Here is a 17,919-nt window from a genome sequence, read left to right as displayed (position 1 = left end):
GCGGCTCCGTCGGGTTGGGCGGTTACAGATGCGTCTGGGCGAACTGCCGGTCGGGCGCTTCCAGATGCGGGACCGCGTTGAACAGAACGGGGCTCAGATCGGCCCCGATCGGGTGCAGACGATGCAACGACGTGTTCATGATGGCAAGGGCCACCCGCGCCATCGCCGGAATGTCCAGCCCCATCGCCTGCCGCACCACCATCGAGATCAACCCGCCCGAGGTCACCACGATGGCCGGCCCGTCCCCGGCGTGAATCTCTCGCAGAGCGTCCGAGACGCGGGTTTCGAACTGTTCGAAGGTTTCCGGCGCATCTTTGATATCGCCCCGCGCCCAGGCCTCGAATGTCTGCGGCAGGTGCCGGACAAAGCCCTCGCGGTCGGTCGGGATCGCTACGCCGTGCTGTTCCTCGAACAGTTTGGCTAGGGTGAAATACTCGATTTCGTTCAGGCGCGGGTCACGGACCGGATCCGGCAAGCCCATGCTGGCCGCCGTTTCCAGGTGGCGGGTCAAGGTGCCGCAGAACACGCGCGGGTAATGCGCCCGCGTGTCTTGCAGATAGGCACCCAGCCACCGTGCCTGCTGATGGCCCAGCGGGCTGAGCTTGTCGTAGTTGACCTCATCGCGCGCGGCGGTGTTGGCCTGTCCGTGGCGAACCAATGTGATGTATGACATGTGCGTCCCTCTTGCTGCGAAGTCTTAGGGCAGGTTTCCGCAAGGGGCCAGAGGCGTTCGACCGGCAGGGCCGTAAATCTCGCGATCACGACACAGGCGGCCCGGATCAATTCGCGTGTTGCTTAACGGAAAAAAGTTTCCTATAGGAACATTGGCTGCCGTATGCGGCCGTATACCTCTTGTCTTGCATCGCGATTTGGGCCGCAATGACCGCCACCCGATTGACGCCACCGCTGATCCGGTCTCACCCGCAGGAATGGGGGTCATGCGTCGCGCTTATTGGGCTAGGATGGGGTCGAGTCGAGACCGCCTTCCCTTCCGGTGTGACACAGCCCCTGCGGTCTTATCCAAGGAAAGGTCATTGAAATGACAGACACGCTCCGCCGCACGCCGCTGCACGCTCTTCATGTCGAACTGGGTGGCAAGCTGGTTGACTTTGCAGGCTGGGAGATGCCCGTTCAGTATCCTTTGGGGATCATGGGCGAGCACAAGCAATGCCGCGAGAAGGCGGCGCTGTTTGACGTGAGCCACATGGGCCAGGTGATCCTGCGGGGTGAGAATGTGGGCGAGAAGCTCGAGGCATTGTGCCCGCAGGCTTTTGCGACACTGCCCGAAGGCAAGGCGCGCTACGGGTTCTTCACCAACGAAGACGGCGGGATCATGGACGACCTGATCGTGTCGAACGCGGGCGATCATTTCTTCGTGGTGGTGAACGCGGCGCTGCGCGATCAGGACATTCCGCACATGCGCGCGCATCTGGACGGGGTCGAGGTGATCGAGATCTTCGACCGCGCGCTGGTGGCGGTTCAGGGCCCGAAAGCCGAGGACGTGGTGGGCGCACTGTGCCCGGCCGCCCGCGATCTGAAGTTCATGGAAACCACCGTGGCCCCTATCAATGGCGTCGAATGCCGGATCTCGCGGCTGGGCTACACGGGCGAGGACGGCTACGAGATCTCGATCCCCGAGGACAAGGCGATCGAGATCACCCGCGCCCTGCTGGCGCATGAGGATTGCGAGCCGGCGGGCCTGGGCGCGCGCGACAGCCTGCGGCTGGAGGCGGGGCTGTGCCTTTACGGCAATGACATCGACCAGAGCACCTCGCCGATCGAAGCCAACCTGGCCTGGGCGATCCAGAAGCGGCGCAAGGAAGAGGGCGGCTTTCCCGGCGCGGCACGCATCCAGAAAGAGCTGGCCGCCGGCCCCACGCGCAAGCTGGTTGGGATCAAGCCCGACGGCCGCGCCCCGGCGCGACAGGGGGTCGAGGTGCAGGATCTTCAGGGCAACACGATCGGTCAGATCACCTCGGGCGGGTTCGGCCCGACGGTCGGCGGTCCGGTTGCGATGGGCTATGTCGCCGCTGGCCACTCCGAGCCGGGCGAACAGGTGAGCCTGATCATCCGGGGCAAGGCGCAGCCGGCGCGGATCGTGGCGCTGCCCTTCGTCAAACAGAATTACAAGCGTTGAAGTCAGGAGAGAGACATCATGGCAACCTATTATTCCGAAGAACATGAATGGCTGACGGTCGAGGGCGACACGGCCACGCTGGGCATCACCAAGCACGCGGCCGAGCAGCTGGGCGAGGTGGTCTTCGTCGAGCAGCAGGAGGTGGGTGAAGAGTTCGAGAAGGACGGCGAGATCGGGGTGATCGAATCCGTCAAGGCGGCCTCCGAGATCTATGCCCCGGTCGATGGCGAGATCCTCGAGGTGAACGAAGCGCTGGCCGACAACCCGGGCGCGCTGAACGAGGATCCCGAGGGCGAAGCGTGGATCTACAAGATCAAGATCACCGATGCCGCGCAGCTGGAAGATCTGATGGACGAGGCCGCCTACAAGACGTTCATCGGGTAAACCCGACCGGAGTCCCGGCATGGGGCTCCATCGTTTTTCATATACCGCCGAATTTGGGCTCCGCCCTTCATCTGGCAAGAAATATCCCCGCCGGAGGCTCCCGCAGTCTCCGCCGGGCCTGACCTATCCATGGGAGCGCTGCAATGGCCTTCAAACTGACCGACTACGAAGCCTATGACTTTGCCAACCGCCGCCATATCGGTCCCAGCCCGACCGAGATGCGCGACATGCTCAAGGTAATCGGCTTCAAGACGCTGGACGATCTGATCGACGCCACCGTCCCCCCGGCGATCCGGCAGAAAGACCCGCTGGACTGGGGTCCGGCGATGACGGAACGCGACGCGCTCTATCACATGAAAAAAGTGGCGGGTAAGAACAAGGTTCTGACCTCGCTGATCGGTCAGGGCTATTACGGCACCACCACGCCTGCGCCGATCCTGCGCAACATCCTGGAAAACCCGGCCTGGTACACCGCTTATACGCCCTATCAGCCCGAGATCAGCCAGGGCCGGCTCGAGGCGCTGTTGAACTTCCAGACCATGGTCAGCGACCTGACCGGGCTGGACGTGGCCAACGCCTCGCTGTTGGACGAGGCGACCGCAGCGGCCGAGGCGATGGCGATGGCCAAGCGCGGCGGCCGGTCCAAGGCCAACAACGCGGCCTTCTTCGTTGACCGCAACTGCCACCCGCAGACCATCGCGGTGATCAAGACCCGGGCCGAGCCCCTGGGCATCGACGTCAAGGTCGCCGATCCTGACGAACTGGATCCCGGCGCGGTCTTTGGCGCGATCTTCCAGTATCCGGGCACCTATGGCCATGTGCGCGACTTCACCAAGGAGATTGCGGCGCTGCATGAACACAACGCCATCGCCATCGTGGCCGCCGACATCCTGTCGCTGGCGCTGCTGAAATCCCCGGGCGAAATGGGCGCCGATATCGCCGTGGGCTCGACCCAGCGCTTCGGCGTGCCGATGGGCTATGGCGGCCCGCACGCCGCCTACATGGCCACCACCGACAAACTCAAGCGGGCGATGCCGGGTCGGATCATCGGCGTCAGCATCGATAGCCGCGGCAACAAGGCCTATCGCCTGGCGCTGCAGACCCGCGAACAGCACATCCGCCGCGAGAAGGCCAATTCGAACGTCTGCACCGCGCAGGCGCTGCTGGCGGTGATCGCCTCGATGTATGCCGTGTACCACGGCCCCGACGGGATCAAGGCGATCGCGCAGTCGGTGCACCGCAAGACCTCGCGCCTCGCGGCCGGGCTGGAAGAGCACGGCTTCAAGGTCGAACCCGAGGTGTTCTTCGACACCATCACCGTCGAGGTCGGCCCGCTGCAGAAGACCGTCATGGAGGCGGCCGTGGCGCGCGGCGTCAACCTCCGCAAGGTGGGCGAGACCCGCGTCGGCATCAGCCTCGACGAACAGACCCGGTCCGAGACGATCGAGGCCGTCTGGGGTGCCTTTGGCATCGACAAGAAGGACGACAGCTCGAACAAGCAGTACCGCCTGCCGGACTATGCGCTGCGCGAGACGCCCTACCTGACCCACCCAATCTTTCACAAGAACCGGGCCGAGGCCGAGATGACCCGCTACATGCGCCGTCTGGCCGACCGCGACCTGGCGCTGGACCGGGCGATGATCCCGCTGGGCAGCTGCACCATGAAGCTGAACGCGACGATCGAGATGATCCCGGTCACTTGGCCCGAGTTCGCCAATATGCACCCGTTCGTTCCGGAAGATCAGGCGCAGGGCTATCACGAGATGATCGCCGATCTGAACGACAAGCTGTGCCAGATCACCGGCTATGACGCGATCAGCCAGCAGCCCAACTCGGGCGCGCAGGGCGAATATGCGGGCCTGCTGACGATCCGCAACTATCACATCGCCAACGGGCAGGGGCACCGCAATGTCTGCCTGATCCCGACCTCGGCGCATGGCACCAACCCGGCCTCGGCACAGATGGTCGGCTGGCAGGTGGTGCCGGTGAAGGCGGACGCGAAGGGCAACATCGACCTGACCGACTTCCGCGAGAAGGCCGAGAAGCACTCGGACAACCTGGCCGGCTGCATGATCACCTATCCCTCGACCCACGGCGTGTTCGAGGAAACCGTGCAGGAAGTCTGTCAGATCACCCATGACCACGGCGGGCAGGTCTATATCGACGGGGCCAACATGAACGCCATGGTGGGCCTGTCGCGCCCCGGCGACATCGGCGGCGACGTCAGCCACCTGAACCTGCACAAGACCTTCTGCATCCCGCATGGCGGGGGCGGCCCCGGCATGGGCCCGATCGGCGTCAAGGCGCATCTGGAGCCCTACCTGCCGGGCCACCCGGAATACGGTGCCGCCGTGGGTCCGGTCTCGGCGGCGCCCTTCGGGTCTCCGTCAATCCTGCCGGTCAGCTGGGCCTATGTCCTGCTGATGGGCGGCGCGGGCCTGACCCAGGCGACCAAGGTGGCGATCCTGAACGCCAACTACATCGCCGCGCGTCTGCAGGAGGCCTATCCGATCCTATACACCTCCGAGTCCGGCCGGGTGGCGCATGAATGCATCCTCGACACCCGCCCGCTGGCCGAGGCCGGCAACATCACTGTCGATGACGTGGCCAAGCGGCTGATCGACAGCGGCTTCCACGCGCCGACCATGTCCTGGCCGGTGGCCGGCACGCTGATGGTCGAACCGACGGAATCGGAACCCAAGGACGAGCTGGACCGCTTCTGCGACGCCATGCTGTCGATCCGCGCCGAGGCGCAGGACGTGATCGACGGCAAGATCGACCCCGAGAACAACCCGCTGAAGAACGCCCCCCACACGGTGCGCGACCTGGTGGGCGAGTGGGACCGACCCTACACCCGCGAACAGGCCTGCTTCCCGCCGGGTTCCATGGGCGTCGACAAATACTGGTCGCCCGTCAACCGCGTCGACAACGCGTACGGAGACCGGAACCTCGTCTGCACATGCCCGCCCATGGAAGCGTACGAGGAAGCCGCCGAATAAAAAAACCTGAAACCCCCGCCCGATCCGGCGGGGGTTTTTCCTAGGGCTTGAAGTCCGCGGGCACGCCAAAGGGCGGCGCGTCCACGCTCATCCCGGTCAGGGCGTGCAGGAACACCACCAGTTGCGCGATCTCATCGTCGCTCAGAGCAACTGGCGTGATGTCGACCTTGGCGCGTTGGCGCGCCATCTCGAACCGGTCCTGCCAGACGATGAAATCGGTCTGTTCCAGCCACAGCGCCTTGGGCAGCGCGGCCTGATCGGTTGTCCAGCGCGACAGGCTGGTTGCCGGGTTCAGGTGATGGCGGATGATCCCTTCGAGGTCGGGAAAGGCGCCGTTGTGGCCATAGGGTGCGGTCAGCGCCACGTTGCGCAGCATGGGCGTGCGGAACCGGTAGGCGTCCTCCAGCCGGTCGCTTTCGCCCATGCGGCCCACGTCGCGGGCATAGGCGTCCCATTGCCGGGTGCGGCCCGGGCCGAATGGCGGCAGGGCCAGCGCGTGGAATTTCTGATCCGACAGCAGCGGCCCCGAATGGCAGGTGGCGCACCGCGCCTTGCCGTAGAACAGCCGCATCCCGGCCTTCTGATCGGGGGTCAGGGCGGTCTCGTCTCCGGCCAGGTACTGGTCGAACGGGCTGTCGGTGCTGCGCCATTCGATGGCCATGAAAGCGGCCAGAGCGTTGGCGACATGGGTGATGGTTATGTCCTCGGTGCTGTCCACGTCGTCAAAGGCGGCCACCATCGCCGGGCCGTATTTGGGGTCGGTCCGCACCCGCTTGGCCAGAATCGGCCAGCCCTTGTCGATCCGGTCATGCACGGCGCCGGTGACCTCGTTCTCGGCCACGTTCCCGGCCATTTCGAACTGAGCGGTCAGCGGAAACAGCGCCTGCGCGGCCAGCAGCGAGTTCAGCCCTTCGGGCAGCCATTCCTGCGCGGGCGAGTTGAACCCGTTGCCATAGACGTCCGACAGGCTGAGCCGCCCGTCATGAAACATCGTGTGGATGTCGCGCGCGCCCAAGTTCCATAGGCCCGGCGCGTTGCGCGGGATGCGTTTGCGGATGCGGTCCGCCCCGGTGCCGGGTGTGCGGTCGGGGCCAAGACCCTCGCCGCCCTCGCCGATGCCAAGCGACAGGCCATCGGAGGTGCCGAAATCGGGGTGGTGGCAATGGGCGCAGCTGATGTTGCGGTTGCCCGACAGGATCGGGTCATAAAATAGCTGGTGACCGATCGCGGCCTGTTCCCTATCAAAGAACAGAAAGTCGTCATCGGTCAGTGGCGCGGGCAGGTCCTGCGCCCAGGCCGCCCCGCACAACAGGAGACCCACCGCACCATGCGCCAGCTTGTGCTTGCCCTTTGTCTTGCCGCCACGCCCGTTTGGGCCGAACTGGAACAGGCCCGCGACCTGATGGAGGCGGGCAAGTTTGCCGCCGCGCGCGAACAGCTTCTGCCGGCGGCCCGGTCGGGCAACGCCGAGGCCGAGGAGCTGATCGGCGTGATGTACGGCCTTGGCCTTGGGGTTAAGCAGGACTACGAGCGCGCGTTCGAATGGTATCTGCGTGCCTCGATGAAGGGGCATCCGGGCGCGCAATCGGGTGTCGGATGGTATTACGAGCTGGGCCTGGGCCTGCCTGCGCCCGATCTGGTGCGGGCCTACATGTGGTATACGCTCAGCGCCATCGGCGGCGACCCCGATGCGGCGATCAGCCTGGAAGAGGTGGTCAAAAAGATGACGCCCGAACAGATCGAAAAGGCCCATGTGCTGGTCAATGACTACAAGGGGTGGATGTACCCCTTTCGGTAAGGGCGGGCCGGGATGATGCGACACCCCGGCCCGAACCGCATCAGTTCAGGTCGGCGGCGCGTTCCGCGTTGATCTCGGCCTCGGCCTCGGTCACGGCAGCGGTCAGCGCGGCATAGATCTCGTCCCCGCGCGCGACGTTCTGCTGGAACCAGTCATAGACCGGGGTCGCGGCCTGCTTGAACGCCTCTTTTTCTTCGGGGGTCGGCACGTACAGGTCGCCGCCACCGGCCACGAAATCCTCGTAGGCCTGGATCGACTTGCGCTTGGGCGAGGCAAAGGTGGCCTGCTGCAGCGCATAGAACCCATCGACGACGACACGGCGCAGGTCTTCGGGCATTTCCTGGAACTTGGCGTTGTTCATCCACCACAGCGCGCCCATATAGGCGTGCCCGTCCAGCGTGACATATTGCAGGCCGGCATCGGGGAATTTCATGCCCATGATGTCGGTGATGCCGTTCTTCGAGCCGTCAACCACACCGGTCTGGAAGCTGGTGAACAGTTCCGGCCACGGGATAGGGGTGGGCGAGGCGCCCAGGGCCTTGACCAGTTCCTGCGGCAGGTCTGCGACCACGGTGCGGATCTTCAGCCCGTCCATGTCGGACGGCTGGGTCACGCGGCGCTTGGTGTTGGCGAAGTTGCGCCAGCCGCCGGTGTTGCCGATGGTCATCAGGCGGATCGCGCCGCCCGAATCTTCCAGCGCCATTTCGCGCATCTTGCGGGTGAAATCACCCGACAGTACCCGCTCGGCGATGCGGTCGTCGGCCATCAGATAGGGCAGGTCCAGAACCTGCACGTAAGGGAAGATGCCCGAGGCCCCGCCCGAGGTCGAGATGTAGATGTCGATGGTGCCGTCGGCCACGCCCTGCAGGCATTCGGCGCCGTTCGAGCACAGCTGCGTGCCGATGAACAGTTCGACCTCGATCGCGCCGTTCGAGGCGTTCTCGACGAAGTTCTTGAACACGACCAGGCCGTCATAGTCCTCGTCGTTTTCGTTCGAGTTGGCAGTAGCGCGCAGCGTGTAGTCGGCCGCCGAGGCCGCCAGCGCCGAGGCCGCCACCAGCGACGTGGCCAGTGCTGTGGTTTTGAAGAATGTTCTGAGCATGCGTTTCCTCCCTGTGGTACTCAGTCTAGTTTGCAAATCCCGTCAAACGCGGGATCGTCATGGATATTGCGGGGACATAGGTGATCAGGAAGATCACTGCGATTTCGACGGCCAGGAACGGCAGGATCGCCTTGGCGATGGTTTCTACCCGTTCGCGTGACACGGCGGCGGCCACGAACAGCACCAGCCCCATGGGCGGCGTGGCCAGGCCAACGGTCAGGTTGACGCTCATGATGATGGCGAAATGGATCGGGTCGACCCCCAGGCTGGTGAAGATCGGGCCCAGGATCGGACCCAAGATGATGATCGCCGGGCCTGCATCCAGGAACATGCCCACGACGAACAGCAGCAGGTTGATCAGGAACAGCAGGATCAGCGGATTTTCCGACAGTCCGAGGATCAGCGCGGCCAGTTGCTCGGGCGCGTGGCTGAGGCTGACCACGGTCTTGAACGCCATCGCCGCCCCCACCAGCAGCAGCACCACGGCCGAGGTCATGCCCGCATTGCTGAGGACTTCGGGCACCTCTTTCAAGGTCAGCGTGCGCAGCACGAAAAACCCGATGATGAAGGCATAACCCACGGCAACGGCGGCGGCCTCGGTCGGGGTGAAGATGCCGCCCAGGATGCCGCCCAGGATGATCACCGGCGTCATCAGCGGGAAAAACGCCTTGAGGCTGGCCTGACCGCGTTCGGGCCAGGTGTATTTGCGGCTGGCCACCGGGAAATCATAGCGGTTGGCCATGACTTTGATCATCAGCATCAGGCCGATGCCCACCATGACGCCCGGCACGATGCCGGCCAGAAACAGGGCCGCGACGCTTTCGCCCATGACATAGGCATAGATGATCATGATCCCCGAGGGCGGGATGATCGGTCCGATGACCGAACTGGCTGCGGTGATCGCTGCGGCAAACTTGCGGGTATAGCCCTGCTTCTCCATCGCCGGGATCAGCATCGATCCTAGCGCCGAGGTATCGGCCACCGCAGAGCCCGACAGCCCCGCGAACAGGATCGAGCTGAGCACATTCACATGCGCCAGCCCGCCGCGCAAGTGCCCCATCAGGGCCTGGCTGAACTCGACCAGACGGATGGTGATGCCGCCGCGGTTCATCAGCTCTCCGGCCAGCATGAAGAAGGGGATGGCCATCAACGGAAAGCTGTCCATCCCGTTGTAGACGTTGCGATACAGCAGTGTGATGTCGTTGGTCTGGCCGTTCAGCCACAGCAGCAGGCCGGGCGCGGCCAGCAGCGCGAAAAAGACCGGCAGGCCGATCAGCAGAAACACCAGAAAGACGGGCAGGAACCAGACCAGCATCTATTCGGCCCCCACGGCGGCTTCGGGGATCTCGGGCAGCAGGTCACCGCCGCCAAGCATGGTGATGATCGAGCGCAGGATCAGTTCGATGTTGACCGACAGCAGCAGGATCACACCCACCAGAAGGGATGCCATCATCCAGCTGCGCGGGATCCGGTACCATTCGTCAAAGCCCAACGAGGTGGGCAGGTACAGCGCGGCGGTGGCGAAACGCCCGCCAAAGCCCGTGACCTCGGACCAGCCGATGCGCACGGCGACCACCAGAACCGTCAGGCTGAGCAGCAGCAGAAACAGGTTCAGCAACTGGCCGGGTACGCGCGGCAGAAAGCGGACCAGCATGTCGATGGCCACGAACCCGCCGCGCCGGAAGGCGGTGGGTGCCATCAGGCCGGTCATCCACAACATGCTGAACCGCGCCGCCTCGTCGGGCCAGGGCAGGGCGTTGCCCAGAACGTATCGGAAGAACACCTGAATCAGGATCGCGATCACCATGAGGGCGATCGCAACGACGCCAACCGCGCGGCCCAGACGCAGCGCGGTTTCGTTCACGAATGCAATCGGCGCAAGCACCGATGTCAATCCGCCCATGCGGATCCTCCCTGTTCAGGCCGCGGGTTTGGCCCGCGACCGTGTCCCGCGCTTATTGGTGCGCGAATTGGCCGAGCTTGCCGGCGTAAAAGGTCAGCGCGTCTCCGTCCGCCATGCTGGCTCGCAAGACCTTGCCCACCACGATAACGTGATCGCCCGCATCGTGATACGCATGTTGTTCACATTCGAACCGCGCCAGGCATCCGCGCAGCAGCGGCGTACCGTTTTCGCAGCGGTCGTGGTCGATGTCGCGCAGGGCAAAGGCGTCTTTCGAGCAGCCAAAGCACAGCTCGGCCTGGTCGGCCGACAGCACGTGAATGCTGAAATGTCGGGCAGCGCGGAAATAGGGGAACCGGCGCGAATTCCGGTCTCCGGCCCACATCACCAATGGCGGGTCCAGCGACAGCGAGGAAAAGCTGTTGGCCGTGATGCAGACCGGCCCGTCGGGGCTGTCGCAGGTCACGACGGTGACGCCGGTGGCGAACCGGCCGAAAGCGTCCCGCAGGGTGCGGGTGTCGTCCTTGTGCGGAATGAAGGTGCGCGCCATGTCGTTCGAAAACGCGTTCATCATGGTACCTCATGCCCCAGCGCCGCCTCGTAGAGGCGGAACCAGGTTTCACGATCCAGATTGACTTTCAGGGCGTCCGAGATGCGCTTGATGCGGTCCAGGCTGTTGGTGCCCAGAACCGGCAGGATGCCGGCCGGATGGGCCAGCAGGAAGGCCACGGCCACCGCGGCACGGTCGACGCCGAACTGCGCGCCGATCTCATCCGCGACGACGCCAACCGGAGGATTGCCCGCCATCAGCGCTCCGCCGCCCAGCGGCGACCACGCCATCACCGGGTGGCCGTGCTGCTGGTGAAACGCCAGATCGCCATTGGTGAACGGGGCGATCGCGCCCAGAGAAATCTCGATCTGGTTGGTCACCAGCGGGGTCTTCATGGCCGATTGCAGCAGCTGCCAGTCCCAGGGGCGGAAATTCGACACGCCCACCGCGCGGACCTTGCCGCTGGCCACGACCTCGTCCAGCGCAGCGCCGGTTTCATGGTGGTCCATGAACGGGTCGGGGCGGTGGATCAGCAGCAGGTCGATATGGTCGATCGCCATTTCCCGCAGCGAGGTGTCGACCGATTTCAGGATGTGCGCGCGCGAGGTGTCATAGTATTTCACCTTGGCATCCGCATAGCGCCCGCAGGGGGCGACGATGTCGCATTTGGTGACGATCTCCATCCGATCCCGCAGGCCGGGATTGGCGCGCAGGGCGCTGCCCAGAATCGCCTCGGCGCCATAGTCGCCATAGATGTCGGCCTGATCGAAACTGGTGATGCCCTGATCCAGACAGGCGTGGATCTTGGCCGCCACATGCGCGGCCGAGGTATCGCTGTCATCGCCCAGCCGCCACATGCCATAGACAAGGCGGCTCAGCTCCAGGGTGTCAGAAAGCTTGATACGTTGCATCAACGACGAACTCCGTTGCCCAGCGGCGTCGCCGGGGTGTCAGCAGGGACCCTTCCATAGGCTTCGGGAAGGGAGCAGGTTTTCAGATGTGGCATCACACGGGTGCCGAAATGGCGGGCCTCGTCCATATGCGGATAGCCCGAGAAGATGAAGGCACGGATGCCCATCTTCTGATACTCTTCGATCTTCGACAGCACCTGGTCTGTCGACCCCACCAGCGCCGCGCCGCAGCCTGACCGCGCCCGGCCGACGCCCGTCCACAGGCCCGGCTCGACATAGCCGTATTTGTCCGCCAGCTCGCGGTTCCTGGCCTGATGCGAAACACCTAATGAGGTGGCGTCCAGCGCCCGTTCGCGGATTGCGCGGCCGTATTCGTCATCCAGTTTCGACACGATATAATCGGCATATTCCTTGGCCTCGGCCTCGGTGTCGCGCACGATCATGTGTACCCGCAGGCCATAGTCCAGCGTGCGGCCATATTCGTCGGCCACCGCGTGTACGGCCTTCATCCGCTCGGCCAGCTGGTCCTTGGTTTCGGGCCACATCAGATAGACGTCGCAATGCTGGCCGCACAGCTTCAGCGCATCGGGAGAATAGCCCCCGAAATACAGCAGCGGCCCGCCGGTCTGATAGGGTTTGGCCGGATCGGTCGTCAGGCCCGAGAAATTGTAGACCTGACCCTGATAGTTGATCTCATCCTGCGTCCAGGCCTGTTTCAAAATCTCGACCACCTCGCGCGAGCGCTGGTAGCGATAGCTGCTCTCGGCCTTTTCGCCCGGAAAATCCGACGAGATGATGTTGACCGTCAGCCGCCCCTTCAGCATGTGATCCAGCGTCGCGATCGTGCGTGCCAGCATGATCGGCTGCATCTCGCCGCAGCGCACGGCGGCCAAAAGGTTGATCTTTTCTGTGATCGGGGCGCAGCCGGCCACGAAACTCAGCGTGTCCTGCCCCACCTGATACGAGGACGGGCACAGGATGTTGCGGAAGCCCTGCGCCTCGGCCTCTTTCACGATGCCCGAGCAATGTTCCCAGCTGGAGCGCAGATCGCCGTCGGGCACACCGAGAAACTGATAATCGTCCGAGCACAGTGCCGCGAACCACGAAACCTCGGCCGCATCCAGATCGGGGGATGTGATGGGGACGATCGTCATCTGATTCTCTCTCCTGCCGGGCTCAACTTTTCTCTTGCGTAGCAACCACATTGATGTAGATCAATAGTGTATCAATTTTTTCTGCGACCAAGTGAAGCGCCCGCGTGCCCCCATCCACCAGAAACCCCAACGCCCTGCCGATCTATGTGCAGATCGCCGAGCTGCTGATCCGCGACATCGCCGCCGGCCGGCTGATCGACGGCGAGCGTCTGCCGCCCGAGCGGGACATGGCGGCGCAGCTGAACGTCTCGGTCGGAACGCTGCGAAAATCGCTCGCCGAGCTGGAAAAAAAGGGGATGCTCGAGCGGATCCAGGGCTCGGGCAACTATGTGCGCGAGACCGGGACCCAGAACAGCGTTTATGCCATGTTCCGGCTGGAGCTGCCCGAGGGCGGCGGCCTGCCGCGCGCCGACATCCTGTCGGTCGATCACTTGGACAAGCCCGCCGACCTGCCCGATTTCGGCACCTCACGGCGCGGGTCGCGCGTCCGGCGGTTGCGCTATCTGAATGACACAATCATCGCGGTCGAGGAGATCTGGCTGGACGAATCAGCCGGTCTGATCGACCGGCGGCTGCTGTCGGACTCGCTGTATCGCTATTACCAGCAGCAGCTTGGGTTCTGGATCACCCGCGCCGAGGATCGGGTTTCGGTCGGGCGGCTGCCCGACTGGACCCCTGCGAACTTCACCCGGCCGGCGGGCGAGACCGTCGGTTACATCGAGCGGTTCAGCTGGTCGGAACGGCCTGAACCCGTCGAGTTTTCGAAAACCTGGTTCGACCCGGACCGGGCAACTTACGTCCAACGACTGAAATGACGAGGAAACGCGCATGACCCGGACCATCAATTACGGGCTGATCGGATGTGGCATGATGGGGCAGGAACACCTGCACAACATCGCCCTGCTGGAGGGCACGCAAGTGGCCGCCATTTTCGAGCCCGACCCCGAGATGGCGCGCGCCGCGCAGGCGATTGTGCCGGGGGCCCGGATGATGGCTTCGGTGCAGGACCTGCTGGCGGTCGCGGCGCTGGACTGCCTCGTCATCGCCAGCCCCAACCATCTGCATGTGGATCAGATCGCCCAGATCGCCGAAACGCGTCCCTTGCCGCTGTTGGTGGAGAAGCCGCTGTTCACCAACCCCGATGATGCGGCCCGTCTGGCCGAGATCGAGCGCAGCTATCCCTGTCCGATCTGGGTGGCGATGGAGTACCGCTATATGCCGCCCATCGCCGCCCTGATCGCCGAGGCGCAGGACACCAGCGGCGGGGTCAAGATGCTGAGCATCCGCGAACACCGCTTTCCGTTCCTGGAAAAGGTCGGCAACTGGAACCGGTTCAACCGCAACACGGGCGGCACCTTCGTCGAGAAATGCTGTCATTTCTTCGACCTGATGCGCCTGATCCTGCAATCCGACCCAGTGCGCATCAGCGCCAGCGGCGGTCAGGCCGTGAACCATCTGGACGAAACCTATGACGGCGAAACACCTGACATCCTCGACCACGGCTATGTCATCGTCGATTTCGCCTCGGGTGCGCGGGCGATGCTGGAACTTTGCATGTTCGCCGAGGGCGCGCGGTATCAGGAGGAAATCTCGGTCGTCGGCCCCAAGGCCAAGATCGAGGCGCTGGTCCCCGGGCCGGGCCGGTTCTGGCCCGAACATCTGGGCGAGCCGCCGGTGCCGCAGCTGATCGTCAGCCCGCGCGACCCCAAAGGTCCGATCGCCCGCGACATTCCCGTCGATCCGCGCCTGCTGGCGGCGGGCGACCACAACGGCTCGACCTTCTATCAGCACCAGGGCTTTCTGGCGCTGGTGCGCGGTGAGCGCGACGCCCCGGATGTCAGCCTGACCGACGGCATGTGGGCCGTGCGCATGGGGCTGGCGGCACAGCAATCTCTGGCCACGGGTGAAACCATCTGGCTGGATCGCTGAGGTCTTTCTGCGGGTGCAAAATGCGCCGATCGGAAACCTGTGTTCCGATTTGGCGTCACAGTCCATGTCGTTTTTGATATTCAAAGCGTCTTTTCCGCTTGCCCGTCCATCTGCGGCCCCCTAGGTCTGGCCGCGGGACACCCCTCCCCAACGAGGGGCGTATATCTGGAAGGGTAACACCAATGACCATCGAACGACCGGCAGCGCGGCCGGCCAATCCGCGTTTTTCCTCGGGCCCCTGCGCCAAACCCCCCACATTCGAGCTGAACAAGCTGGCCGGTGCCGCGCTGGGCCGGTCGCACCGCGCCGCCATCGGCAAGGACAAGCTGAAAGCGGCGATCGAAGGCACGCGCGAAGTGCTGGGCATTCCGGCCGACTATCGTATCGGCATCGTTCCGGCCTCGGATACCGGCGCGGTGGAAATGGCGCTTTGGTCGCTGCTGGGCGAACGCAAGGTCGAGATGCTGGCCTGGGAAAGCTTTGGCGCGGGTTGGGTCACCGACGTGGTCAAACAGCTGAAGATCGACGCCGAGGTGAAAACCGCCGATTACGGGCAGATCGTCGATCTGGCGACCATCGATTTCAACAATGACGTGGTCTTTACCTGGAACGGGACCACCTCGGGCGTGCGGGTTCCGAATGGCGACTGGATCGCCGATGACCGCGCCGGCCTGACCATCTGCGACGCCACCAGCGCCGCATTTGCGATGGACCTGCCTTGGGACAAGCTGGATGTCACCACCTTCAGCTGGCAGAAAGTTCTGGGCGGCGAGGCCGCGCATGGCATGCTGATCCTCAGCCCCCGCGCGGTCGAGCGGTTGGAAAGCTATACCCCTGCGTGGCCGCTGCCGAAGATCTTCCGCCTGACCAAGGGCGGCAAGCTAATCGAGGGCATCTTTACCGGCGCAACCATCAACACGCCGTCGATGCTTGCGGTCGAGGATTACCTTTTCGCGCTGGATTGGGCCCGCTCGGTCGGCGGGCTGCAGGGCCTGATCGCCCGCGCCGATGCCAATGCGCAGGCGATTTTCGAATTCTGCGACCAGAACGACTGGATCGACAACCTGGCCGAGGACCCGGCTACCCGGTCGAACACCAGCGTCTGCCTGAAATTCACCGATCCGCGCATTCGCGACGGCGCCAGCTTTGCCAAGGCGGTCGCCAAGCGGCTGGAGGCCGAGAACGTGGCGCTGGACATCGGCGCGTATCGCGATGCGCCGGCCGGGCTGCGCATCTGGTGCGGCGGCACGGTCGAGACGTCCGACATCCAGGCGATGCTACCCTGGCTGAAATGGGCGTTCGAGACCGAGATCGCAGCCCAGGCCGAAGCCGCCTGACCCCTTTCCCTTACAAGATCCGGGCCGTGTCCGGCCCGGAGTTATCATTCCATTCAAGGACCACGCACATGGCCCCCAAAGTACTCGTATCCGACAAGCTCAGCGAAACCGCGGTTCAGATCTTCCGTGACCGCGGCATCGACGTGGATTTCATGCCCGACGTGGGCAAGGACAAGGAAAAGCTGGCCGAGATCATCGGCAACTATGACGGCCTGGCCATCCGCTCCGCCACCAAGGTCACCGAGAAGATCCTGGAAAAGGCCGACAAGCTGAAGGTGATCGGCCGCGCCGGCATCGGCACCGACAATATCGACAAGGAAGCCGCCTCGAAAAAGGGCGTGATCGTGATGAACACGCCGTTCGGCAACATGATCACCACCGCCGAGCACGCCATCGCGATGATGTTCGCCGTGGCGCGTCAAATCCCCGAGGCCAATGCCAGCACCCATGCGGGCAAGTGGGAAAAGTCCAAATTCATGGGGGTCGAGCTGACCAACAAGACGCTGGGCGTGATCGGTGCCGGCAATATCGGCGGCATCGTCTGTGACCGGGCGCATGGCCTGAAGATGAAGGTCATCGCCTATGACCCCTATCTGGGCCAGGAGAAGGCCGACAAGATGGGCGTGGAAAAGGTCGAGCTGGACGAGCTGCTGGCGCGGGCCGATTTCATCACCCTGCACGTGCCGCTGACCGACCAGACCCGCAACATCCTCAGCCGCGAGAATCTGGCCAAGACCAAGAAGGGCGTGCGCATCATCAACTGCGCCCGCGGCGGTCTGGTCGACGAAGAGGCGCTGGCCGAACTGATCAAATCCGGCCATGTCGCGGGAGCAGCCTTCGACGTGTTCAGCGAAGAGCCTGCCAAGGAAAACCCGCTGTTCGACCTGCCCAACGTGGTCTGCACCCCGCATCTGGGCGCGGCGACCACCGAAGCGCAGGAAAACGTGGCGCTGCAGGTGGCCGAGCAGATCTCGAACTATCTGCTGACCGGCGCGGTCGAGAATGCGCTGAACATGCCCAGCGTCACCGCCGAAGAGGCCAAGGTCATGGGGCCTTGGATCAAGCTGGCCGGCCATCTGGGCAGCTTCATCGGCCAGATGACCGACGAGCCGATCAAGGCAATCAACATCCTGTATGACGGCGTGGCGGCGCAGATGAACCTGGCGGCGCTGAACTGCGCGGTGGTAGCGGGGATCATGAAGCGCTCGAACCCCGAGGTGAACATGGTCTCGGCCCCGGTCGTGGCCAAAGAGCGTGGCATCAAGATCTCGACCACCAATCAGGACAAGTCGGGCGCCTTCGAGGGCTATATCAAAGTGACCGTGGTGACCGACAAGCGCGAACGCTCGATCGGGGGTACCGTGTTCAGCGACGGCAAGCCGCGCTTCATCCAGATCAAGGGCATCAACATTGATGCCGAGGTCGGCGCGCACATGCTCTACACCACCAACGAGGACGTGCCGGGCATCATCGGCACCCTGGGGAAGACCATGGGCGAGCATGGCGTGAACATCGCCAACTTTACCTTGGGCCGCGCCCAGGCGGGTGGCGAGGCGATCGCGCTGCTGTATGTTGACGAGCCGGTTCCGGCTGAAGCCCGCGCCAAGCTGGCTGAAACCGGGCTGTTCACCCAGATCAAGCCGCTGGAGTTCGACGTGATCTGATCTGGCAAGACCCGGATGAAAGCGATTGACGCCTGCACCCGCCCGGTGCAGGCG

At 64.1% G+C, this 17,919-nt stretch carries 16 protein-coding genes; 8 read left to right on the top strand and 8 right to left on the bottom strand.

Annotation, left to right across the window (positions count from 1 at the left end):
• Positions 1 to 22: 22 nt before the first annotated feature.
• Entirely contained in the window at positions 23 to 673 is a 651-nt protein-coding gene (locus tag AC2FMM_RS07330) for a histidine phosphatase family protein (protein WP_496680644.1), read from the bottom strand.
• Positions 674 to 1,039: 366 nt separating this feature from the next.
• Between AC2FMM_RS07330 and gcvT the strand changes: the two genes are divergently transcribed.
• From gcvT to gcvP, 3 genes are all read left to right on the top strand, one after another.
• Entirely contained in the window at positions 1,040 to 2,137 is a 1,098-nt protein-coding gene (gene gcvT / locus AC2FMM_RS07325) for a glycine cleavage system aminomethyltransferase GcvT (RefSeq protein WP_496796199.1), read from the top strand.
• A gap of 18 nt (positions 2,138 to 2,155) precedes the next feature.
• Positions 2,156 to 2,521, top strand: a complete 366-nt coding sequence (gene gcvH / locus AC2FMM_RS07320; RefSeq protein WP_496680648.1) for a glycine cleavage system protein GcvH — start codon at positions 2,156 to 2,158, stop codon at positions 2,519 to 2,521.
• Between the two features lie 143 nt (positions 2,522 to 2,664).
• Entirely contained in the window at positions 2,665 to 5,520 is a 2,856-nt protein-coding gene (gene gcvP / locus AC2FMM_RS07315) for an aminomethyl-transferring glycine dehydrogenase (protein WP_496796198.1), read from the top strand.
• A gap of 40 nt (positions 5,521 to 5,560) precedes the next feature.
• Here the strand turns inward: gcvP and AC2FMM_RS07310 are convergent, their stop codons facing one another.
• Positions 5,561 to 6,841 carry a cytochrome-c peroxidase gene (locus AC2FMM_RS07310; protein WP_496796197.1) on the bottom strand — a complete coding sequence of 427 codons (1,281 nt, stop codon included), beginning with the start codon at positions 6,839 to 6,841 and terminating at the stop codon, positions 5,561 to 5,563.
• A gap of 6 nt (positions 6,842 to 6,847) precedes the next feature.
• Between AC2FMM_RS07310 and AC2FMM_RS07305 the strand changes: the two genes are divergently transcribed.
• Positions 6,848 to 7,318, top strand: coding sequence for a tetratricopeptide repeat protein (locus AC2FMM_RS07305; protein WP_496680654.1), 471 nt, complete (start codon positions 6,848 to 6,850; stop codon positions 7,316 to 7,318).
• 40 nt (positions 7,319 to 7,358) lie between these two features.
• On the opposite strand, the gene AC2FMM_RS07300 is transcribed toward AC2FMM_RS07305, so the two are convergent.
• Genes AC2FMM_RS07300 through AC2FMM_RS07275 form a run of 6 tightly spaced genes read right to left on the bottom strand, consistent with a single transcriptional unit; the run spans position 7,359 to position 12,935 of the window.
• A complete protein-coding gene (locus AC2FMM_RS07300) occupies positions 7,359 to 8,420 on the bottom strand; it encodes a TRAP transporter substrate-binding protein (protein WP_496796196.1) in 1,062 nt (353 codons plus the stop codon).
• A gap of 25 nt (positions 8,421 to 8,445) precedes the next feature.
• A complete protein-coding gene (locus tag AC2FMM_RS07295; RefSeq protein ID WP_093964183.1) occupies positions 8,446 to 9,735 on the bottom strand; it encodes a TRAP transporter large permease in 1,290 nt (429 codons plus the stop codon).
• Positions 9,736 to 10,323, bottom strand: a complete 588-nt coding sequence (locus AC2FMM_RS07290) for a TRAP transporter small permease (RefSeq protein WP_496796195.1) — start codon at positions 10,321 to 10,323, stop codon at positions 9,736 to 9,738.
• Positions 10,324 to 10,375: 52 nt separating this feature from the next.
• On the bottom strand, positions 10,376 to 10,894 hold the full coding sequence (locus tag AC2FMM_RS07285) for a flavin reductase family protein (RefSeq protein ID WP_496680661.1): 519 nt from the start codon (positions 10,892 to 10,894) through the stop codon (positions 10,376 to 10,378).
• The gene (locus AC2FMM_RS07280; RefSeq protein ID WP_496796194.1) at positions 10,891 to 11,781 is read right to left on the bottom strand and encodes an aldo/keto reductase; all 891 of its coding nucleotides are present in this window, start codon (positions 11,779 to 11,781) and stop codon (positions 10,891 to 10,893) included. Before AC2FMM_RS07280 ends, AC2FMM_RS07285 begins: the two co-directional genes overlap by 4 nt.
• Complete coding sequence (locus AC2FMM_RS07275; RefSeq protein WP_093964187.1) at positions 11,781 to 12,935, bottom strand: LLM class flavin-dependent oxidoreductase; 1,155 nt, start codon at positions 12,933 to 12,935, stop codon at positions 11,781 to 11,783. Before AC2FMM_RS07275 ends, AC2FMM_RS07280 begins: the two co-directional genes overlap by 1 nt.
• A gap of 104 nt (positions 12,936 to 13,039) precedes the next feature.
• Between AC2FMM_RS07275 and AC2FMM_RS07270 the strand changes: the two genes are divergently transcribed.
• The 4 genes from AC2FMM_RS07270 to serA all read left to right on the top strand — a co-directional run bounded on the left by AC2FMM_RS07270 (position 13,040) and on the right by serA (position 17,865).
• Complete coding sequence (locus tag AC2FMM_RS07270; RefSeq protein WP_496796193.1) at positions 13,040 to 13,750, top strand: GntR family transcriptional regulator; 711 nt, start codon at positions 13,040 to 13,042, stop codon at positions 13,748 to 13,750.
• 13 nt (positions 13,751 to 13,763) lie between these two features.
• A complete protein-coding gene (locus AC2FMM_RS07265; protein ID WP_496743397.1) occupies positions 13,764 to 14,864 on the top strand; it encodes a Gfo/Idh/MocA family protein in 1,101 nt (366 codons plus the stop codon).
• 182 nt (positions 14,865 to 15,046) lie between these two features.
• Positions 15,047 to 16,201, top strand: a complete 1,155-nt coding sequence (locus AC2FMM_RS07260; RefSeq protein ID WP_496796192.1) for a phosphoserine transaminase — start codon at positions 15,047 to 15,049, stop codon at positions 16,199 to 16,201.
• 68 nt (positions 16,202 to 16,269) lie between these two features.
• On the top strand, positions 16,270 to 17,865 hold the full coding sequence (gene serA / locus AC2FMM_RS07255; protein WP_496680671.1) for a phosphoglycerate dehydrogenase: 1,596 nt from the start codon (positions 16,270 to 16,272) through the stop codon (positions 17,863 to 17,865).
• The last annotated feature ends 54 nt before the right edge of the window (positions 17,866 to 17,919 follow it).

Source organism: Ruegeria sp. BHSC043, assembly GCF_059612985.1.
Note: the sequence above shows the minus strand (reverse complement) of the source record. Positions and strands in the feature narration are given on the sequence as shown.